At 67.0% G+C, this 17,963-nt stretch carries 17 protein-coding genes; 10 read left to right on the top strand and 7 right to left on the bottom strand.

Features of this window, described 5'->3' with window-relative positions:
- The first annotated feature begins 65 nt into the window (after positions 1–65).
- The 6 genes from D9V32_RS03520 to D9V32_RS03495 all read left to right on the top strand — a co-directional run bounded on the left by D9V32_RS03520 (position 66) and on the right by D9V32_RS03495 (position 7,394).
- The gene (locus D9V32_RS03520) at positions 66–1,067 is read left to right on the top strand and encodes an ABC transporter permease (RefSeq protein WP_183086163.1); all 1,002 of its coding nucleotides are present in this window, start codon (positions 66–68) and stop codon (positions 1,065–1,067) included.
- Positions 1,064–1,939 (top strand): ABC transporter permease, encoded by an 876-nt coding sequence (locus D9V32_RS03515; protein ID WP_121647506.1) that lies wholly within the window; start codon positions 1,064–1,066, stop codon positions 1,937–1,939. Before D9V32_RS03520 ends, D9V32_RS03515 begins: the two co-directional genes overlap by 4 nt.
- Positions 1,930–3,573: an ATP-binding cassette domain-containing protein gene (locus D9V32_RS03510; protein WP_121647505.1), complete on the top strand. Its 1,644-nt coding sequence runs from the start codon at positions 1,930–1,932 to the stop codon at positions 3,571–3,573. The genes D9V32_RS03515 and D9V32_RS03510 overlap by 10 nt, the downstream gene beginning before the upstream one ends.
- A gap of 5 nt (positions 3,574–3,578) precedes the next feature.
- Complete coding sequence (locus D9V32_RS03505) at positions 3,579–5,123, top strand: ABC transporter substrate-binding protein (RefSeq protein WP_121647504.1); 1,545 nt, start codon at positions 3,579–3,581, stop codon at positions 5,121–5,123.
- A 20-nt stretch (positions 5,124–5,143) separates the two neighbouring features.
- Positions 5,144–6,439, top strand: a complete 1,296-nt coding sequence (locus D9V32_RS03500; protein ID WP_121647503.1) for an NtaA/DmoA family FMN-dependent monooxygenase — start codon at positions 5,144–5,146, stop codon at positions 6,437–6,439.
- A gap of 70 nt (positions 6,440–6,509) precedes the next feature.
- Positions 6,510–7,394, top strand: coding sequence for an aldo/keto reductase (locus D9V32_RS03495; RefSeq protein WP_121647502.1), 885 nt, complete (start codon positions 6,510–6,512; stop codon positions 7,392–7,394).
- 62 nt (positions 7,395–7,456) lie between these two features.
- Here D9V32_RS03495 and D9V32_RS03490 read toward each other — a convergent pair whose 3' ends face one another.
- The 5 genes from D9V32_RS03490 to D9V32_RS03470 all read right to left on the bottom strand — a co-directional run bounded on the left by D9V32_RS03490 (position 7,457) and on the right by D9V32_RS03470 (position 12,262).
- Positions 7,457–8,488: an iron-siderophore ABC transporter substrate-binding protein gene (locus tag D9V32_RS03490; RefSeq protein WP_183086162.1), complete on the bottom strand. Its 1,032-nt coding sequence runs from the start codon at positions 8,486–8,488 to the stop codon at positions 7,457–7,459.
- A 46-nt stretch (positions 8,489–8,534) separates the two neighbouring features.
- Positions 8,535–9,335 (bottom strand): ABC transporter ATP-binding protein, encoded by an 801-nt coding sequence (locus D9V32_RS03485; protein ID WP_121647500.1) that lies wholly within the window; start codon positions 9,333–9,335, stop codon positions 8,535–8,537.
- A gap of 3 nt (positions 9,336–9,338) precedes the next feature.
- Positions 9,339–10,415, bottom strand: a complete 1,077-nt coding sequence (locus D9V32_RS03480; RefSeq protein WP_245982005.1) for a FecCD family ABC transporter permease — start codon at positions 10,413–10,415, stop codon at positions 9,339–9,341.
- Positions 10,412–11,458, bottom strand: coding sequence for an iron chelate uptake ABC transporter family permease subunit (locus tag D9V32_RS03475; RefSeq protein ID WP_121647499.1), 1,047 nt, complete (start codon positions 11,456–11,458; stop codon positions 10,412–10,414). Before D9V32_RS03475 ends, D9V32_RS03480 begins: the two co-directional genes overlap by 4 nt.
- Before the next feature lie 147 nt (positions 11,459–11,605).
- Positions 11,606–12,262: a TetR family transcriptional regulator gene (locus tag D9V32_RS03470; RefSeq protein ID WP_121647564.1), complete on the bottom strand. Its 657-nt coding sequence runs from the start codon at positions 12,260–12,262 to the stop codon at positions 11,606–11,608.
- A gap of 86 nt (positions 12,263–12,348) precedes the next feature.
- Between D9V32_RS03470 and D9V32_RS03465 the strand changes: the two genes are divergently transcribed.
- Positions 12,349–13,335, top strand: coding sequence for a quinone oxidoreductase family protein (locus D9V32_RS03465; RefSeq protein ID WP_121647498.1), 987 nt, complete (start codon positions 12,349–12,351; stop codon positions 13,333–13,335).
- 60 nt (positions 13,336–13,395) lie between these two features.
- Here the strand turns inward: D9V32_RS03465 and D9V32_RS03460 are convergent, their stop codons facing one another.
- Both D9V32_RS03460 and D9V32_RS03455 read right to left on the bottom strand, forming a co-directional pair.
- Positions 13,396–14,226 carry a helix-turn-helix transcriptional regulator gene (locus D9V32_RS03460; protein WP_121647497.1) on the bottom strand — a complete coding sequence of 277 codons (831 nt, stop codon included), beginning with the start codon at positions 14,224–14,226 and terminating at the stop codon, positions 13,396–13,398.
- A gap of 9 nt (positions 14,227–14,235) precedes the next feature.
- The gene (locus D9V32_RS03455; RefSeq protein ID WP_183086161.1) at positions 14,236–15,246 is read right to left on the bottom strand and encodes a zinc-binding dehydrogenase; all 1,011 of its coding nucleotides are present in this window, start codon (positions 15,244–15,246) and stop codon (positions 14,236–14,238) included.
- A gap of 163 nt (positions 15,247–15,409) precedes the next feature.
- Here D9V32_RS03455 and D9V32_RS03450 point away from each other — a divergent pair, with 163 nt between their 5' ends.
- The 3 genes from D9V32_RS03450 to D9V32_RS03440 all read left to right on the top strand — a co-directional run bounded on the left by D9V32_RS03450 (position 15,410) and on the right by D9V32_RS03440 (position 17,940).
- Positions 15,410–16,258 carry a helix-turn-helix domain-containing protein gene (locus D9V32_RS03450; protein ID WP_121647495.1) on the top strand — a complete coding sequence of 283 codons (849 nt, stop codon included), beginning with the start codon at positions 15,410–15,412 and terminating at the stop codon, positions 16,256–16,258.
- Between the two features lie 110 nt (positions 16,259–16,368).
- A complete protein-coding gene (locus tag D9V32_RS03445) occupies positions 16,369–17,160 on the top strand; it encodes an HAD-IIB family hydrolase (RefSeq protein ID WP_245982003.1) in 792 nt (263 codons plus the stop codon).
- Positions 17,161–17,298: 138 nt separating this feature from the next.
- Entirely contained in the window at positions 17,299–17,940 is a 642-nt protein-coding gene (locus D9V32_RS03440) for an MBL fold metallo-hydrolase (protein WP_121647493.1), read from the top strand.
- Positions 17,941–17,963: the final 23 nt, after the last annotated feature.

Here is a 17,963-nt window from a genome sequence, read left to right as displayed (position 1 = left end):
CGGAAAGCGCGAACCGGTGGCGTCCGTGTGAGAGTGATCCCCATGTGTCAGCGGTCAGTATGAGCGTGCTCGAATCCCCATCCAGCGCCCTCGAAACCCCCGGTCTAGCGAGCAATTCCGCGAGTCCCGAGCGTCGGCGTTCCCCCTGGCCGCGCTTCCTTCTTGGCCGAATCCTCGGCGGCGTTGGGGCCGTATTTGGTGCCTGCACACTGGTGTTCATCATGATCGCCGCCACCGGAAACCCCATCCGTCTGCTCCTCGCCGGCGCGGCCAGCGATGAGGAGATCGCGCGTCTCACCGCCGAGCACGGCTATGACAGGCCCGTGCTCGTGCAGTACCTAGTATTCCTACGGGATGTCGCAACGGGTTCGTTCCCGCCCTCGCTGCGGATGGGGGTCAATCCCTTCGGCCCGGTTCTCACCGCGCTCGGTAATACCCTGGCACTGACCATCCTCGCGATCATCATCGGAGCGCTTGCCGGGCTCGTCATTGGTTACCTCACCGTGGTACTCCGTAACCGGTTCGTGGTGAATGCGCTCCTCACCGGAATCTTCGCGCTGCAGGCCATCCCCTCCTTCTTCCTCGGTATCGTGTTGGTGCTCCTGTTTGGTCTGATTCTGCCGATCTTCCCCACGAGCGGCTCCGGCACCCCGCTGCACCTCGTCCTCCCCGCGCTCACCCTCGCCGCGGTGGTGGCCCCCGGTATTGCCCGCGTGTTTCGCACCTCGCTGCTGGAAACCCTGGGGCAGGATCACGTGCTTGCCGCCCGCGCCAAGGGCACCCCGGCGGCACCGTTCCTGCGCCGCCACGTGATTGCCAATGCCCTCGCGCCGGTCATCTCGCTGCTCGGAGTACAGAGCGGTTCCCTGCTTGCCGGGGCAATCCTGGTTGAGTCTGTCTTCGCCTGGCCGGGCCTTGGAGCGCTCACGGTGGATGCGGTGACGAACCAGGACTACTCCGTGGTGATCGCCGCGGTGGTGGTCATCGCGACCACGTTTGTCACGACCACCGTGCTCGCGGACATCGTGGTTGCGATCCTCAACCCGCAGTTCCGGGTCGAGCGATGAGCGTGGGTGCGGGCCTGCGCGCTCGTGGCCGAACGGCTCATCGGAGTGGCACCACGCCCCAGCTCGTCGTCGGGATCTCGATCGTGGCCGTCGTGGTGCTCGGCACCGTGCTCGCACCGCTACTGGCCCCGTACGATCCCAACGCGGTTGACCTGGGGTCGATGCTCTCCGCGCCGAGCATCGATCCGTTCCACCCGTTTGGCACCGACCAGGTGGGGCGCGACGTGCTGAGCAGGGTCCTGTACGGTGGCCGCGCGGCACTGATCGTGGGTCTGTTCTCAACCCTGATCGCCGTGACCCTGGGGGTCCTGTTCGGGCTCCTGGCCGCCACCGGACGCACCGTGGACGCCGTTATCGGCCGCATCGCCGACATTCAACTGTCGATCCCGGGCCTCGTACTGGCCCTGCTCGCACTCTCCCTGTTTGGCACGACACCGCTCGGAATCATCATCATTATCGGCCTCGAATGGTGGCCGATGCACTACCGGGTGGTGCGTGACAAAATCCGAGAGCTTACCGCGAGCCCCTTCGTTGAGGCCTCCCGGCTCGGCGGCAGCGGTCGGCTCCGTACCTTCGGCGGCCACATCCTGCCGCACCTCATTCCAGTGCTCGCCGTGACCGTAACATTCAACGTGTCCACCGCGGTGCTGGCCGAATCCGGGCTCAGCTATCTGGGGCTGGGCAGCCAGCCGCCGACCGCCAACTGGGGGCTCATGATCGCCGAATCCCGAACCCAGCTGGGCGATGCCTGGTGGGGACCGGTGTTCCCCGGGCTCGCGCTCGTGGTGTTCCTGATCGGCGTCCAGATGGTCGGCGATGCACTCTCACGGCGCTTTGCCGCCACCGGAAGAGGAGGTGTTCCATGGATCTGATCCTCGAAGATGGTCCACTGCTGCGCGTCGAGAATCTCTCGGTGAGCTTCGGGCGCCCCGATGCGCTCACCCCGATTGTGCACGGGGTATCCTTCGATATTCGCGCGGGTGAGTGCTTCGGCCTCGTCGGCGAAACCGGCTCGGGGAAATCCGTGACCGGGCTGAGTATCGCCGGGCTGCGTTCGCCACACTCCGGGATTCAGACGGGCCGAGTCAGCATCGGGTCGCGCCAGCTGCCCGAGGCGAGGGATACCGCGGCCATGCGCGCCTGGCGCCGTGACGAGGTTGGTGTGATCTTCCAGAGCCCCACCACCGCACTCAACCCGCGGCTCAGCGTGCGCGAACAGCTAATTGAAGCCCTGCCACGCGCAACCCCGCGGGGCGAGCGCACCCGTCAGGCCCGAGAACTGCTGGATCGGGTGGGCGTGCCGCGCGCGACCGAGCGATTGGATGCGTTTCCCCGGGAGCTCTCCGGGGGCCTGGCGCAGCGGGTCATGATCGCGATGGCGCTCGCCCGCGGCCCCCGCGTTCTCATCGCCGATGAGCCCACCACCGCCCTGGACGTGCGCGTGCAGCGGCACATCCTTGATCTCATTGACGAGCTGCGTCAGGACCTCGGCCTCGCCGTACTCCTCATCAGCCACGACATCGGTGTGGTGGGCGATCGGGCAGACCGTCTCGGAGTGCTCCGCAGCGGCCACCTGGTCGAATCCGGCGACACCGCCCGCATCCTCACCGCGCCCGCTGACCCGTATACGCGCGCGCTCATCGAGGCCAACCGGGTCGAGGGCGCACACACCGCGGCGGCGCCCACCGGCAATGAGCCACCCCGCGAACCCCTGCTGGAGGTTCGTGACCTCACCAAGCGGTTCCGCCGCGCCCCGCGGCGCGGCCCGGTACCTCCGGCCGCGGTGGATTCGGTGAGCCTCAGCATCGGCCGGGGCGAATCGGTGGCGATCGTTGGTGAATCCGGCTCGGGCAAGACCACCCTCGCCCGGATGATCACCGGGCTGACCGCGCCGACGTCGGGCGCGCTGAGTCTTGCACCACAGCTCGGAATCGCGCCGGCGAACCCGCGGATCGCCCGGGCACAGTACGTGTTCCAGGATCAGTTCAGCTCACTGGATCCGCGCTGGAGCGTGGCCGCTCAGCTTTCCGAGCCGCTAAAAAACCGCGGTATCAGCGGGGATGCGCTCCCGGGCGAAATCGGCCGGCTGCTCGGCGAGGTCGCCCTTGATCCGGCGCTCGCGACGCGCTACCCGGCGCAGCTTTCCGGTGGTCAGCGTCAGCGCGTGGGGATCGCCCGGGCCCTCGCGAGCGAGCCCGATTTCCTGGTTGCCGATGAACCCGTCTCGGCCCTCGACGCCCTCGTGCGCGCCGAGGTGGTGGCGCTGCTGGATCGGCTCAGACGCGAGCGCCACATGACACTCGTGCTCATCACCCATGATCTCTCAATCGTGTCGGCCCTCAGCGAGCGCGTTGTCGTGATGCGCGATGGCCGCATCGTGGAAGACGCTCCCACCCACACCGTCCTCACCTCTCCCACTCACCCCTACACTCGCGAGCTTCTGGAGGCCATCCCCGGCACCCGGATCGCCGCCCTGAACTCCCCTCACCCCCTCCCAGAACGGTAATCATCATGAAAACCTCGCTTCGGCGTTCCCTCCTCGCCCTCGCCACCGGCGGCGCGCTCCTGCTCAGCGGCTGCGCCGTCGTATCCGGCCCGGCCTCCTCCTCCGAACCGGCCTCGGCCGCAAAAAAGGACTCCATCGTCATCGCGATCTCCGGCGCATTCAGCTCGCTGGATCAGCTGGACTCGGGCAACCTCCGCTCCGACGGCTCGGTGCTCGGCTCAATCTACTCCTCGCTCACCCGGCTGAACTCCTCCGGGGAGCTCGTGGGCGATCTGGCCGAGAAGTGGGTCGCGACCGACGCCCACACCTGGACGTTCACCCTGCGCCCGGGCGTCACCTACACCGACGGCTCAGCCCTGGATGCAAGCGTCGTGGCGTGGAACATCAAGCGCCTGAAGGATCACCCGGACTCCCCCGGCGCGACCGCCCAGCTCGTGAAGAACGTGGCCGAGGCCACCGCCACCGACGCCACCACCGTAACGATCACCACCACGACCCCGGATATCGATCTGCCCCGCAAGGTTGCCGGTATCTACTACCTCCAGCCGAAGTGGGCCGAAACCCACAACACCAAGCTGGAATCCCTCGCCAGTGGCCCCTACGAGATCGCCACCTATGAACCGCAGAAGCAGGTGGTTCTCACCGCCAACCCGAAGTACTCGGGCACCCAGCCAGACATCAAGAAGGTGACCCTGCGCGTGGTCTCCGACGCCGCAACCCGTCTCTCTGGCCTCAAGAGCGGTGAGATCGACGCGGGCTTTGTGATCGATCCGAGCGACCTCAACCAGCTGAAGTCCGTGAAGACCCTGCGCACCGGCGCGGTGGACAGCAACCGGGTGCAGGTACTGCGCTTCAACCGGGACAACCCGGCGCTGGCGGACAAGCGCGTGCGCGAGGCGATCAACTACGCCATCGACAAGGACGCCATTACCAAGACCATCTACGGCGGCCTGGTGAAGCCGGCCCGCACCGAGGTGCTCTCCTCCCTCTATGAGGGCTATGACTCGGTCACGAAGGCCTGGCCGTTTGACCTGAAGAAGGCTAAGGAGTTGCTCGCCGAGGCCGGATATGCCAACGGTCTGGACCTCGAGCTTTCGGTTCCGAAGGGCGCATATGTGGGCGCGGAACTCGCCGCCCCGGTGCTGCAGAGTCAGCTCGCCGAGGCCGGGATCAAGCTCACGCTGACGGTCACCGACCGCCAGGTGTGGCTCGACCGTACCTTCACCGATAAGGCCGCCGATCTCACCTGGTTCGGATCCGCCGACAACAGCACGGTCGCAACCGATCTGCTCACCTTCTACGGCAACACCTGGAGCCAGACCCACGGTCAGGTCCCCGAGGCATACGATGCGGCCGTCGCCGCCGCGAAGGCCGCGGACACCAAGGATGCCCAGCTCGCGCAGATCAAGACCGCGGTGACCACCGCAGCCGATGACGCCTACGTGGTGTACCTGTGGCCGCAGCCGCAGACCTTCGCCGTGAACTCGTCCCTGAACTGGAAGATCCGCGGCGACGACTATATCTGGCCGGCGGAAATCTCCACCAAGTAGCCCCGAAGAAAGGCACACGTATGTTTCACCTCGGATGGTTCCTCAACGGTGTGAGCCTGCACCCGCGCGACCCGATCTGGTTTGGCCGAGAGCGGCGGGAGTCGTTTGGTGCCGACCTCTATGTCGAGCTGGCGCGCGCCCTGGAGCGGGCACGATTCGACTACCTGCTGATCTCCGACAACCTCGCGATCGGGGATAAGTTCGGTGGCAGCCGAGACGTCTACCTGGAAAACGCGATCAGCACCCCGCGCTTTGATCCGCTGCCCTATGCGGCAATCATTGCCGCGCAGACACGGCACATCGGCGTACTCCCCACGGTGTCTACCTCCTTCGTGGAACCCTTCACCGCGGCGCGCACGGCGGTGACCCTGGATCACATCAGCCAGGGCCGAGTGGGCCTCAACCTGGTGACCTCGAGCGGAGACGGCGGTGCTCGTAACTACGGGCACACCGAGCACCTCGAACACGACCAGCGCTACCGCCGAGCCGAGGAGTGGGCCGAGCTGCTGCGCCAGCTCTCCCGCTCCTGGGAGGCCGAGTCGATCTCGCCGGATATCTTCGATCCGGTGTTCGCCGATCCCACCCGGGTGCACCCGGTGAACTTCTCCGGGGAGTTTTTCTCCTCGGCGGGGCCGCTCCCGGTACCCGGTGCGGGCAACGGTGAACTCGTGCTCTCCCAGGCGGGCGGATCGCCCCAGGGCATTCGCTTTGCCGGACGTCATGCGGACACCGTCATCGCCAAGGCCGCCAGCATCGACGCAATGAAGACGTATCGTGCGGCCATCCAGGCCGAGGCGGTGGCCGCCGGCCGGGCGCCGGATGCCTGCAAGGTGCTGTTCATCATCGATCCGATCCTCGCCGAAACCGATGAGGAGGCCCGGGCAAAGAAGGATCGCCTGCGCCTCTCCGCCGAGCGCGGTGTGCGAAATCAGCTCGCGCTGCTGTCGAGTATCTGGGGAAAGGATCTCAGCGAGTTGCCCCTCGATGAGCCGGCCCCCGAACTCACCACCAACGGCCACCAGGGCATGCTCGCCGACTTCCACCGCATCGCGAAGGGGCGAACCCTCCGCGAGGCACTCGGCGTGCGGCACTTCGAGGAGGCCGTGGAGCTCGTGGGCACCCCGGACACCGTGAGCGCCCGGATGGGCGAGATTATCGAGGAGGTCGGCGGAGACGGGTTCACGTTTGAAAGCGAGCTGAACCGCCGCACCCTGGTAGAGATCACCGATGGTCTCGTACCCGCGTTGCAGAAGCGCGGACTCGTGCGCAGCGAGTACGCGGCATCAACCCTGCGCGGTCATCTGACCGAGTTCTAACACCACGGCGGTGTCCCCGGGCGTAGTCTGGGGATACCGCCGGTTTTTTCTCTCTCTTTGGAGTACACCCATGACACTTTCGGTTCCGCAGATCCTGCTCAACTCGGGCCACCAGATGCCGCAGCTCGGGCTCGGCGTATGGCAGGCCACCGATGACGAGGCCGAGCGCGTGGTGCACTATGCGCTCGCCGAGGCCGGATACACCCATATTGACACCGCGAGCGGCTACGAAAACGAGGCCGGGGTCGGCCGCGCCATCGCCCGCGCCGGGCTGAACCGCGACGACCTGTTTGTCACCACCAAGCTCCGCAACCAGGATCAGGGCTTCCAGCCCACCCTCGATGCCTTCGCCGGTAGCCTCGACAAGCTGGGCCTCGACTACGTCGACCTCTACCTGATCCACTGGCCGCTGCAGAACGCCCAGCGCCGCCTCGACACCTGGCGTGCGCTCGAGGAGATCCGCGATTCGGGCCGTGCCCGCTCGATCGGCGTCTCGAACTTCGAACCGCGCCACCTGGACGAGCTGCGCGCCGCCGGTCTCACCGTACCCGCGGTCAACCAGATCGAGCTGCACCCCGGTTTCAACCAGGACGAGCTGCGCGAGCGCGCGCTCACCGACGGCACCGCGATCACCTCGTGGAGCCCGCTGGGCGGCACCGCGAACTCGGGCTGGGGCCCGGGCAGCAAGCCCAACACCGTGCTCGCCGACCCGGTGATCGCCGAGATCGCCGCCGCCCACGGCCGCTCGGCCGCGCAGGTCATCATTCGCTGGCACCTGCAGAACGGCCTCATCGTGATCCCGAAGTCGCTCTCCGAGGAGCGCATCGCCGAGAACATCCGGGTGTTCGACTTCGAACTGACCCACGACGAGGTCGCGCGCATCACCGGTCTTCCGCAGACCGGACGCGTGGGCGCAGACCCGCTCGAGGCCAACTTCGGCGCACCCGCCGAGTAACCCCCTCAACACGAACTGCCGGGTGGATCAGAGGATCCACCCGGCAGTTTTGTCGTGCGGCGCTACTTGCCGAGCTTCGCCACCGAGTCGGCCAGCTGCGGCACAACCTCGTCGAGGGTCAGTTCGAGGGCGCGCACGGTGCCCGCGCTCGATCCGGCCATCACGATGCCCTCCGGGTCGGCGAAGATCGCACGGCCGGCCTGCACCATCGGCAGGGCCTGGATCAGAGCGTCATCCTTGATGGCCTGCAGCGGGTACCCGATCGTGGTGAGTACGGCCGTGTCGGCGTCCATCGCCGGTACCTGCTCGACCGAAACCGGAGCGTAGAAGCCCATCGCGGGCAGCGCCTCGATCTTCGGGTTCAGCACGAAGCCGAGGTCGCCGTAGAGGTCGAAGCGGGCATCGCCGGGGAGGCTCGCACCGTAGGCGTCACCAAACTTGGAGCCCGAGGTAAAGGTCTTGCCCTGGAATTCGGGGTGCTCGGCGCGGATGCCGGAAATCTTGTCCTCCAGGCGCTTCACGAGGGCCTCACCCTCCTTCTCCTTGCCCAGCACCTTGGCGATCAGGCGGGTGTGATCGGTCCACTTGACCGCGTAGTCCGGGGTGCCCTTCGCGGCGCTCACGGTGGGGGCGATCTCGTTCAGACGCTCCCACACCTTCTCATCGAGCGCGGCGCGCACGTTCAGGATCACATCGGGGTTGAGCGACTGAATCTGCTCGTAGTTGAGCGCCGCGTCGCCGCGGGGAATCAGCACCGGGGTGTCCTTCCCGAACTCCTCGGTGGCCCAGGGGCCCACGCCCTTGTTCTTCTCGCCGAACGACTGCCAGTCGTAGATCGCGATCGGCTTCACGCCGAGGGACAGCGCCACCTCGCCATCCGACCAGCCGAGCGCCACGACGCGAAGCTCCTTGCCGTCCTTGGGCTTCGGAATGTTGACGGTACCGAAGTTGGTGTCCACCGAGGCGAGCAGGTCGCCGTCCTTCGGTTTGTTACCCACCGCATCTCCGGTCGCGCAGGCGGTCAGCGCGAGGCCGGCCACCGTAAGGGCGGCGAGGGCGGTCAGGGTGCGGCGCACCAGGGAGTTTCGGGACATCGGTTCCTCTTTCTCTCGGGGAGTGTGACGGTTCATCTGGCAAGCGTTAGGGGGTGACGGCGCCGACCGCGCGCGGCACGATCAGCGGGGTGCCCGTCTCCGGATCGGGAATGATGCGGGCGCGTACACCAAAGACGCGCTCGACCGTCTCCTCGGTCAGTACCTCGGCGGGCGGGCCCTCGGCCGCGATGCTGCCCGCATGCAGGGCGATCAGGTGGGTCGCATAGCGCGCGGCCTGGTTCAGATCGTGCAGCACGGCCACCAGGGTGCGGCCATCCCGATGAAGCCGCGCGCAGAGTTCGAGCACCTCGATCTGATGGGCGAGATCGAGGAACGTGGTGGGCTCGTCCAGCAGCACGATCGGGGTGTCCTGCGCCAGCACCATCGCGATCCAGACGCGCTGCCGCTGCCCGCCGGAGAGCTGATCCACCGTGGCCGAGGCAAGCTCGGTGAGGCCGGTATCGGCGAGCGCGCGGGTCACCTTTTCCTCGTCATCGACCGACCACTGCCGGAAGATGCCCTGGTGCGGGTGCCGGCCGCGCGAGACCAGGTCGATCACCGTGATGGCCTCGGGTGCGACGGAGGACTGCGGCAGCAGCCCTACCCGGCGTGCCAGCTCCTTCGTGCGCAGCGCCCGAATATCGGCGCCGTCGAGCAGCACCCGGCCGGATTCCACCGGCAGAATGCGCGCGAGGGACTTCAGCAGGGTCGACTTCCCGCAGGCATTCGGCCCCACGATGACCGTGAACGACCCCGGCGGGATACTCACACTGAGTTCCGGAATGATCGGGGTGCTGCCGTATCCGACACGCAGGGCATCGGCTTCGAGGGTGGATTCGGGTGCCATGGGTCAGGCCTTTCGCAAACGAGAAATCAGCATCCAGACGAGGTAGCCGCCGCCGAGTACCACGGTGACCACCCCGACCGGGAGCTGGACCGGTGCCAGCAGGGTGCGCGCGACGAGATCACTGATCACGAGCAGGGCGGCACCGAGGAACGCGGTGGGAAGCAGCGGGATGCCCGCGCCGCGGGTGAGGCGCAACGCGATCTGCGGGGCCACGAGGGCCACGAACGCGATCGGGCCGGCCACGGCGGTGACCGCGGCGGTGAGGACTACCCCGAGGCCGAGCAGCGCCACCCGGAGGAACCCGATGTTGACCCCGCGACCGGATGCCGTCTCGACCCCGAGCCCCAGCATGCCCGCCTGCCGCCACAGCACGAGCAGCAGCGGCAGACAGATCAGCGTAACCAGGATGGTGGGCGTGAGATCCACCCAGCGAATCGTATTGAGTGAGCCCGCACCCCACACCTGCGCCGAGATCGCCGCCTCGAGCTTGACCGTGATCATGAGGTAGGAGTTGATCGCGCCGAGCATCGCGCTCACGCCGATGCCGATCACGATCAGCCGGTAGCCGTGCAGTCCGTGGCGCAGTGCCAGGAGGTACACGAGCGCCCCGGTCGCGGTGCCCCCGATCAGCGCGCCCACCGTGGTCCCGGTCGAGCCGCCACCCACCACGAGCATCGAGAGGAGGGCACCGGTGTAGGCACCGGTGTTGAAGCCGATAATGTCGGGGCTGCCCAACGGGTTTCCGGTGAGGGTTTGGAAGACCGCGCCGCTCATCGCCAGCGCTGCGCCGCCACACAGGGCCATCAGGACCCGGGGCAGACGCCAGTCCAGCACGATGCGCGAGGTACCCGCATCGGCCTGACCGGTGAGCGCACCCCACACCTCACCGAGTGAGATCGCGGAGTCTCCGATGGTCAGTGAGTAGGCGGCGGCCGCGAGGGCCACGATCAGGCAGGCGATTCCCACCCAGAACGAGCGGCGGTGAACGCGCAGGCTCAATCCACCAAGGCGCAGGACGCGCTCGCCGGAGAATCGCAGCGCGGTGCTAGCTGGCGCGGAGGATGGTGCGGGTGTACTCACAGTCCCTTCGCCTCCTTCCGGCGCACGAGCCAGATCAGGATCGGCGCACCGAGGAACGCCGTGACAATACCCACCGGCAGTTCGGTGGCCACCAGGATGCGGCCGATCATATCGGCGGTGAGGAAGATGATGGGGGCCCCGATCATGCTCAGCGGAATCACCCAGCGCTGATCCGGCCCCACCAGCGAGCGCACGGCGTGCGGGGCCATCAGCCCGAGGAACCCGATCGGGCCCACCGCGGCGGTTGCGGCCCCGCAGAGGACGGTGATGACGATGATCGCGACCGCCCGCAGCAGCGCGACCCGGGTGCCGAGCGAGCGCGCCACCTCGTCGCCGAGGGCGAGCGCGTTGAGCGGGGAGGCCAGGGTGAGCGCGATGATCAGCCCAAGAATGAGGAAGGGTGCGACCGCCAGGACGGTGTCCATCTGCCGCCCCTGAAGCGAGCCCGCGGCCCAGAAGCGCAGCCTGTCGAACGCCTCGGGGGTGAGCAGGGTGATGGCCGAGCTGATCCCGGTGAAGATCGCGCCGAGCGCGACGCCGGTGAGTACCAGCTGCACCGGGCTCGCCCCGTGCCGCCCGGCGGTGCCGATCAGGTATACGGCCACGCTCGTGACGAGCGCTCCCCCGAGAGCCCACCACACCTGGCCGAGCGTTCCGCCCGCGCCAAAGAATGCGGCCCCGATGACCACACACAGGTACGAACCGGCGTTGACCCCGAGGATGCCGGGGTCGGCGAGCGGGTTACGGGTGATGGCCTGGATCAGTGCGCCGCTGACGCCGAGCCCGGCCCCCACGATGATCGCGAGGATGGTGCGGGGCACACGATAGTCGCGCACGATGATGCCGGTGGCATCGAGTTCGCCGCCGGTCAGGGCCGACCAGGTCTCGGCGATACTCAGCCGGCCGGAGCCCACGAAGAGGCTCAGCGCCGCGAGCACCACCAGCACGATGATGCCACCGAGCAGGATGAGGGTTCGCGAGCGTGCCGATCTGTGGGTGCCGTGCGCGGGTGTCGCGGCACGGGGCACCGGAAGTGCGCTCATGCGGGGATCTCTTGTCTTTCAACGACCGGCGCGAATTCAGCCCAGCCTTACCTAACTTCAAGGCTATATCGGCTGAAATTATGACGCAATCACCAAAGACTGACACTTGATCCCGCAAACCGGACACCCGCATGCCCGAAATGATGCCTACTCGGGCAGGGTCTGCATCAGGCCAATCGCCGTGGATTCGACGAGCAGCCGAAGCTTCGGCTCAAAGTCATAGGCGACGTGACCCCACTGCGGTTCCTGCACGTAGAGCTCCGCGAGTGACGGACTCGGATGCGATATCTGCCAAAAGCTCGCGGCCAGCGCGGAGGCCGCGGGCACGAGCGCGGTGACAACCGCGCGCGAGAGGACGCTCGCTTCGGTGAGCGCCGTCACGAGCGCGTCATGCTCGATGAAGGCATTGCGCTTGAAGATCCGCGCACGCTCGAGCGAAACGTCTCCTTCGAGGCTCAGCGCCACGTGGGTCAGGCAGTCACAAAACACCGGAAGCGCGGCGAGGGTGTCAGTGAGCACGTCGGCCACCTCGCGCGCGGTGAGCCCCGTGCGACCCTCCAGGGCGCGATCAACCCCCTCTCGCCACTGTCGCCAGCCGCGCTCGGCGAGCTCAAGAAGTAGCTCTTCCTTGCTCTCGAAGTATCGACGCACCGCCGTGCGATGCAGGCCCGCCCGCTCGGTCACCGGCGCGAGTGTCACGTGGCGCACGCCCCCGAGTTCGAGCGCGAGCGCCTCGGCGGCATCGAGCAGATCATCGGCACGCTGCGCCTTTGCGTCACTGGATCGCGCTCGTTGAATAACCATAAACCGATCATAACGCACATGGTGATGCATTATGTGTTATCGTACTTAACGCATCACAAGGTGCGTTAACTCAGAGAGGCTCCACCATGCACGCAGTTCAGGCCACGGCCTTCGGCTCACCATCCGTTCTCCAGCTCACCGAGCTGCCGGACCCCACCCCCGGCCCCGGGCAGATCACCATCGATGTCACCCACTCGGCCGTGGGCCTCATCGACATCTTCGTGCGTCAGGGGCTCTACCGCGACGTTCCTGGAATGCCGCAGCCGCCGTTTGTTCCGGGCCTCGAAGTGGCCGGCACGGTCCGCGCCCTGGGCGACGGAGTCAGCGGGCTTCGGGTGGGCGAGCGGGTGGTGTCGATGTCGGCGGGCGGTATCGGCGGATACGCCGAAATCTACGTGGCGGCCGCAGCCTCGGTGGTCTCGATCGAGGGCTACGACATCGACCCGGCCGTCGCCGTCTCCGTGCTCCCCAATTCCGCAATGGCCCATGCCGCACTGACCGATGTTGCTCACCTGCGCGGGGGTGAGCGAGTCCTCGTCCACGGCGCGCTGGGCGGATTTGCCGCCGCCTTCCCGGCGATGGCTCGCCACCTCGGTGCCTCCCGCGTCGTCGGCACGGTGCGCGCATCAAAGCTCGACGCAGCCCGTGAGACCGCGGTACCGTATGACCGGATCATCGACTCCGCACACCTCCTCAGCGAACTCGGCGACGAGAGGTTTGACGTCATCATCGATGCGGTGGGCGGAGAGCTTCGCACCGCGAGTCTCGATCTGCTGACCCCGGGCGGCCGCATGATCGTCGCGGGCAACGCCAGCGAGGCGTGGGATCACCAGCTCGACAGCAACCAGCTGTGGCTGCGGAGTGTCACCGTCTCGGGATTCAACTCCGGTGCGTACCTTCCCACGCATCCCCACCTCATCCGCCCCGCACTCGAGGCCGCGCGTGAGGTCGTGGCCGCGAGTCAGGGGCAGATCAGCATCGAGGTGCTTCCGTTCTCCGCGGCCATCACCGCCCACGAGCGGATGGAGAGCCGCGACGTTGCGGGGCGGATCGTGCTGAGCCCGCGCGGATAGGCCGCGGTGACGAGCCCTCGGCCATCCAGGGTCGAGGGCGCGGGTACGGGCGGGACAGCCTCAGCGCCGGATTGCGTCTCCGCGATAGCGCCCGGGGGTCGTGCCCATGATGCGATCGAACACCACGATGAACGCGCTCGGATTGTGATACCCCACGGATGCCGCGGCCTCGGCCACGGTGGCACCATCACTCAGGAGCGCGAGCGCCGCGTGCACGCGGGCCTGCTGCCGCCAAGCACCGAAGGTCTGGTCGAGCTCGGCCTCGAACGCGCGCGCGAGGGTGCGCGCACTGCACCCGAGGGTGTCGGCCCAGTCCTCGATGCCTCGGCTGTCCGCCGGGTCCTCGATCAGCGCGGCGGCGATGGGTCGCAGCCGCGGATCCTCGGGCATCAGGAGGTTGAGCGGGCGAGCGGTGGGAGCCAGGAGGTCAAAGACGAGCCCCTCGGCACGCTCGCGCTGCCCGGGATTTAGGCCGTCCTGGGCGAGGTGCACCAGGAGCTCGTGCAGCAGCGGGGTGATATCCACGCAGACCGGCGTCGCGGGATTGAAGGTACTGATTTCGGGGTTGAAGAAGCTCGCCTGGAACTCCGCTCCCCCACTGACACGGCCGGAGTGCTCGATACCGGCCGGAATCCAGATGCCGATGTTGCCCGGCAGGGTGTATCGATCGCGGCCAATCCGGGTGGTCATCGTGCCGCGACGTACCCACAGGAGCTCATGGATCGGGTGGGTGTGCGGTTCCCACTCGATCGGATATGGCGTTACCTCGGCCTGTCCGGCGATACTGAAGTCGATGTCTTCCGGACGCGCCTGCGGGGGCGTCGGGCGGATCACCGCGGGCTGGCCCCGCCGTCTCCCGGACGCGGCGGCCCCGAGGGTAGGTGTGCTCACTCCCCCATGCTAGTTGTTCGCGGGGGTCTCCTCCGCGGTTTCCGGATCAATCAGGAGCACCGATTTTCCCCACACTCGCCGCCCGAGCAGGTCGTCCACCGCCTCCGCATAGCGGGTCCACGGAGTGAGCGGTGCCAGCGGAACGCGCAGCAGCCCGCGCGCCGTGAGCTCGAGCAGTTCGGAGAGCGAGGCCGAGCCCACGTCGGTACAGACGAAGGCTTCGAGGCGGCGACCCGGTCCGAGGCGGCGGATCGCCTCGATATCGATCACGCTGGGCTCTCCGGAGGTGAATCCGATGTTGAGCGCGAGACCATAGTCGGCAAGCGCCGAGAGCGCCCGGGTCAGTACGGCACCGCCCACCGTGTCCAAAACCGCGTCAACCCGGGTGTCCCCGAGCTGTTCGGCCGAGGAGATCACGACGCTCGCCCCCAGGTCAGCGAGGCCCTCACCGCGCTCGGGCCGACCAACCCAGGTGATCACCTCGGCACCCGCCGCCGCAAGCAGCTGAATCGCAAAGACCCCCACGCCACCGGCAGCCCCCGTAACCAACACGCGTTTTCCGCTCAGCTGGTGTCCCAAAATGAGGGATTCGTTCACCCCAGTTCGGGGTAGGTTTCGAAGCCCGTCACCCGACCCAAGGCGACGAACAGCCTGCAGCGCGGTCAGGCCAGCACCCGGAAGCGCGGCCGCCTCCGCATCGCTCACCCCGGCGGGGATGGGTGCCGCATAGGCGACGGGAACGCTGCAGATCTCGGCAAAACTCCCGTGTGGGGTTGCAAAGCAAATCCGCTCACCCACCCGGGGTCCACTCCCGTTGGCGGCGGCGGCAATCACCGTCCCCGCACCGTCGCTTCCCTTGATTTTGCCCGTTTCTCGGGGGTCTCGATACGCCACCGTGCCGTAGTTGAGGCTCGCCGCACTCACCCGCACCAGGACCTCGTCGGGTGCGGGCAGCGGCCGATCCGTCTCAGCGAGGATCAGCCCGAAGGGGGCATCCTCGGAGGAGATGATTGCGCGCATTGGTGATCCCTTCACTCCGGTGAGTACAGCCTGCCAGAGCGTGCCCGGGTTCAGTCCGAGGCACCCCATCACACGTCGAAATAGTGAACTTCCCCGATGCCCGGGACGGGTATGATTCGGGTGCGGTACCCACCCGAAACCCTATTTGGAAGTAGATTGCCCCATGGAGCCAGAGGCCTCGCCCCAGGATTCGCTCGCCACCTTTGCCGCGGATCTTCGTGCGCTGCGCATTGCCCAGGGTGAGCCCACATTCGAGGCGATGTCTCGTGCCACCGGGGTGTCGAAATCCGTCCTGTCCGAGGGGCTCAACGGGAAAAAGCTCCCGACCGAGCGCACCGTTTCGAGCCTCCTCACGATGCTGGGTCAGGATCCGGCACCGTGGGTTGCTCGCCGCGCGGCGCTCGACCCGCGCTTCGGTGGCGTCGACGCGCTCGCGCCGGCCGAAGCGCGTACCGGGGAATCGGGTAAACGCCCGATCACCCGGCTCACCCTGTTCCTGACCGCGGCGGCCACCGCCGTGGTGGCGGTCGTCGCGACCAGCCTGGTGTGGTCGCTCGCCCTGGGCCCCACCAGCGCCGATGCCGCGGCCCCGACCTCGTCGGCCAGCGCGAGCGCGAGCGCCAATGCGACCGAGGGCGCGGAATACCTTCCCTATGCCGACGGCGTTGATCCGATGCGCACCATCTGCCGTAATGATGCCGTTATCGCCGGCAGTGCTACGCACCTGGACGGCGCAATGCAGGTTCAGATGATGTACTCGCACAACTGTATGGCAGCGTGGGGGCGTGTCACCCGTTACGACGGAAAGGCCGCGGGTAACTCGATATCGATGCGCGTGTATCCGGCGGTCGATGTGGACTCTCCGCGCTCGCAGGAGCGCACGGCCTTTGACCTGCAGTCGCTCTACACGACCATGGTGATCGAGCCCGATGTGGATGCGCGCATCTGCGGGCTCGCCACGGTTACGGTCGATGGAGAAACCGTGGAGCTGGGCCCGCCCTACTGCATCTAGCCGACTTGATCGCCGAGAATCTGACAGTCGATCATTCACAATGCGACAGGGTACTTCCCTCTGCCGCCATGAGGCCATGTCGAGGCGGCGAACATGCTACCGTTTCTCAGGTGAGTGCCGCTACCGAACCAGCTAACGCCGAGCCCATTACCACGCTCCCCGTACTGCTTGCCTTTGACCTTGATGACACCCTTGCTCCGTCCAAGACGCGACTGCCCGACGAGATGGCGCGGGTGTTCGCCCAGCTGCTTCCGCGCACCCAGCTCGCGGTAATCTCCGGCGGCCAGATCGGCCAGTTCCGTACCCAGGTCATCGAGGCGCTGGAATCGGCGGGGGCCACGCACCTCGAAAACCTGCACCTGATGCCCACCTGCGGCACCCAGTATTTCCGCTACTCGGAGGGTGCCTGGGAGCGCCGCTACGTCGAGTCGCTGAGTGATGATGAGAAGGCTCGCGCGCTCGCGGCCGTTGAATCCTCCGCGCGTGAACTCGGGCTGTGGTCTGAGGAAACCTGGGGCGACGTGCTCGAGGATCGCGAATCGCAGATCACCTTCTCGGCCCTCGGCCAGGAGGCCCCGGTCGAGGCCAAGTACGGCTGGGACCCCTCGGGAGAAAAGAAGGAGCGTCTGCGCGAAAAGGTTGCGGCCCTGCTTCCCGATCTGGAGGTGCGCGCCGGTGGCTCGACCTCGATTGACATCACCCGCCGCGGCCGCGACAAGGCCTACGGTGTGAACCGCCTGCTCGAGGCCACCGGCCTCGAGCTCGGTGACATCCTCTTCTACGGCGATCAGCTGCAGCCCGGCGGCAACGACCACGCGGTCGCGGCCATGGGTGCGAGGGTCGTCGAGGTGACCGGCTGGCCGGACACCCTGGCTCGCCTGCAGGCGCTGCCCCAGGACTAGGTTCCTCTTCCAAAGCGGTCGGTTTCCCCTCGGGAAACCGACCGCTTTGCGCTATCCGCGGCATCCTGAAAAACACGCGGTGTACGCATTCAGTTTCATGCGTTATCGTGTGGTCGATAAGTGAATGAAAGGGATCCCATGGAACTCACCAAATACGCCCACGCAACCGTGACGCTTGAGAAAGACGGCCACGAACTGCTGATTGATCCGGGCACGTTCACGACCAACATCGACGAGCTTCTCGCGGGAGCCGATGCGGTGCTGATCACGCACGAGCACGGTGATCACTTCGATAAGGATCGGATTCTGGCAGCGCTGGAAACCCGCCCCGACCTCCCCATCTATGCCCCCGCCCAGGTGACCGCGCAGCTGCCCGAGGGCAGCGGAAACATCCACACGGTGGCGGCCGGCTTCAGCGGCACCATCGCCGGTTTCAGCATCGAAGTTTTCGGTGAAACCCACGCCCTGATCCACGCCCTGATCCCGCAGATCGACAACGTGGGCTTCCTCATCGACGGAACCGTCTTCCACCCGGGTGACGCCTACCTGGTGCCGGGCGTGCCGGTAGACACCCTGCTGGTGCCCACCAGCGGCCCCTGGGCCAAGCTCGGTGAGGCCATCGACTACGTGCGCGAGGTAGCCCCGAAGCAGAGCGTGCAGATCCACGACCTGCTCCTGAGCGAACCGGGCCGCCAGATGAGCGGCTACATGCTGGGCAACGATGACCTCACCGGTGTGCCGTTCACCACACTGGCCGAGGGTGAGTCGCTGAGCGTATAGAGCACGACAAGACGCGGCGATGG

This window comes from Mycetocola tolaasinivorans, assembly GCF_003667565.1.
GTDB classification, from domain to species: Bacteria; Actinomycetota; Actinomycetes; order Actinomycetales; family Microbacteriaceae; genus Mycetocola; species Mycetocola tolaasinivorans.
This window is presented reverse-complemented; position numbering and strand designations above follow the sequence as displayed.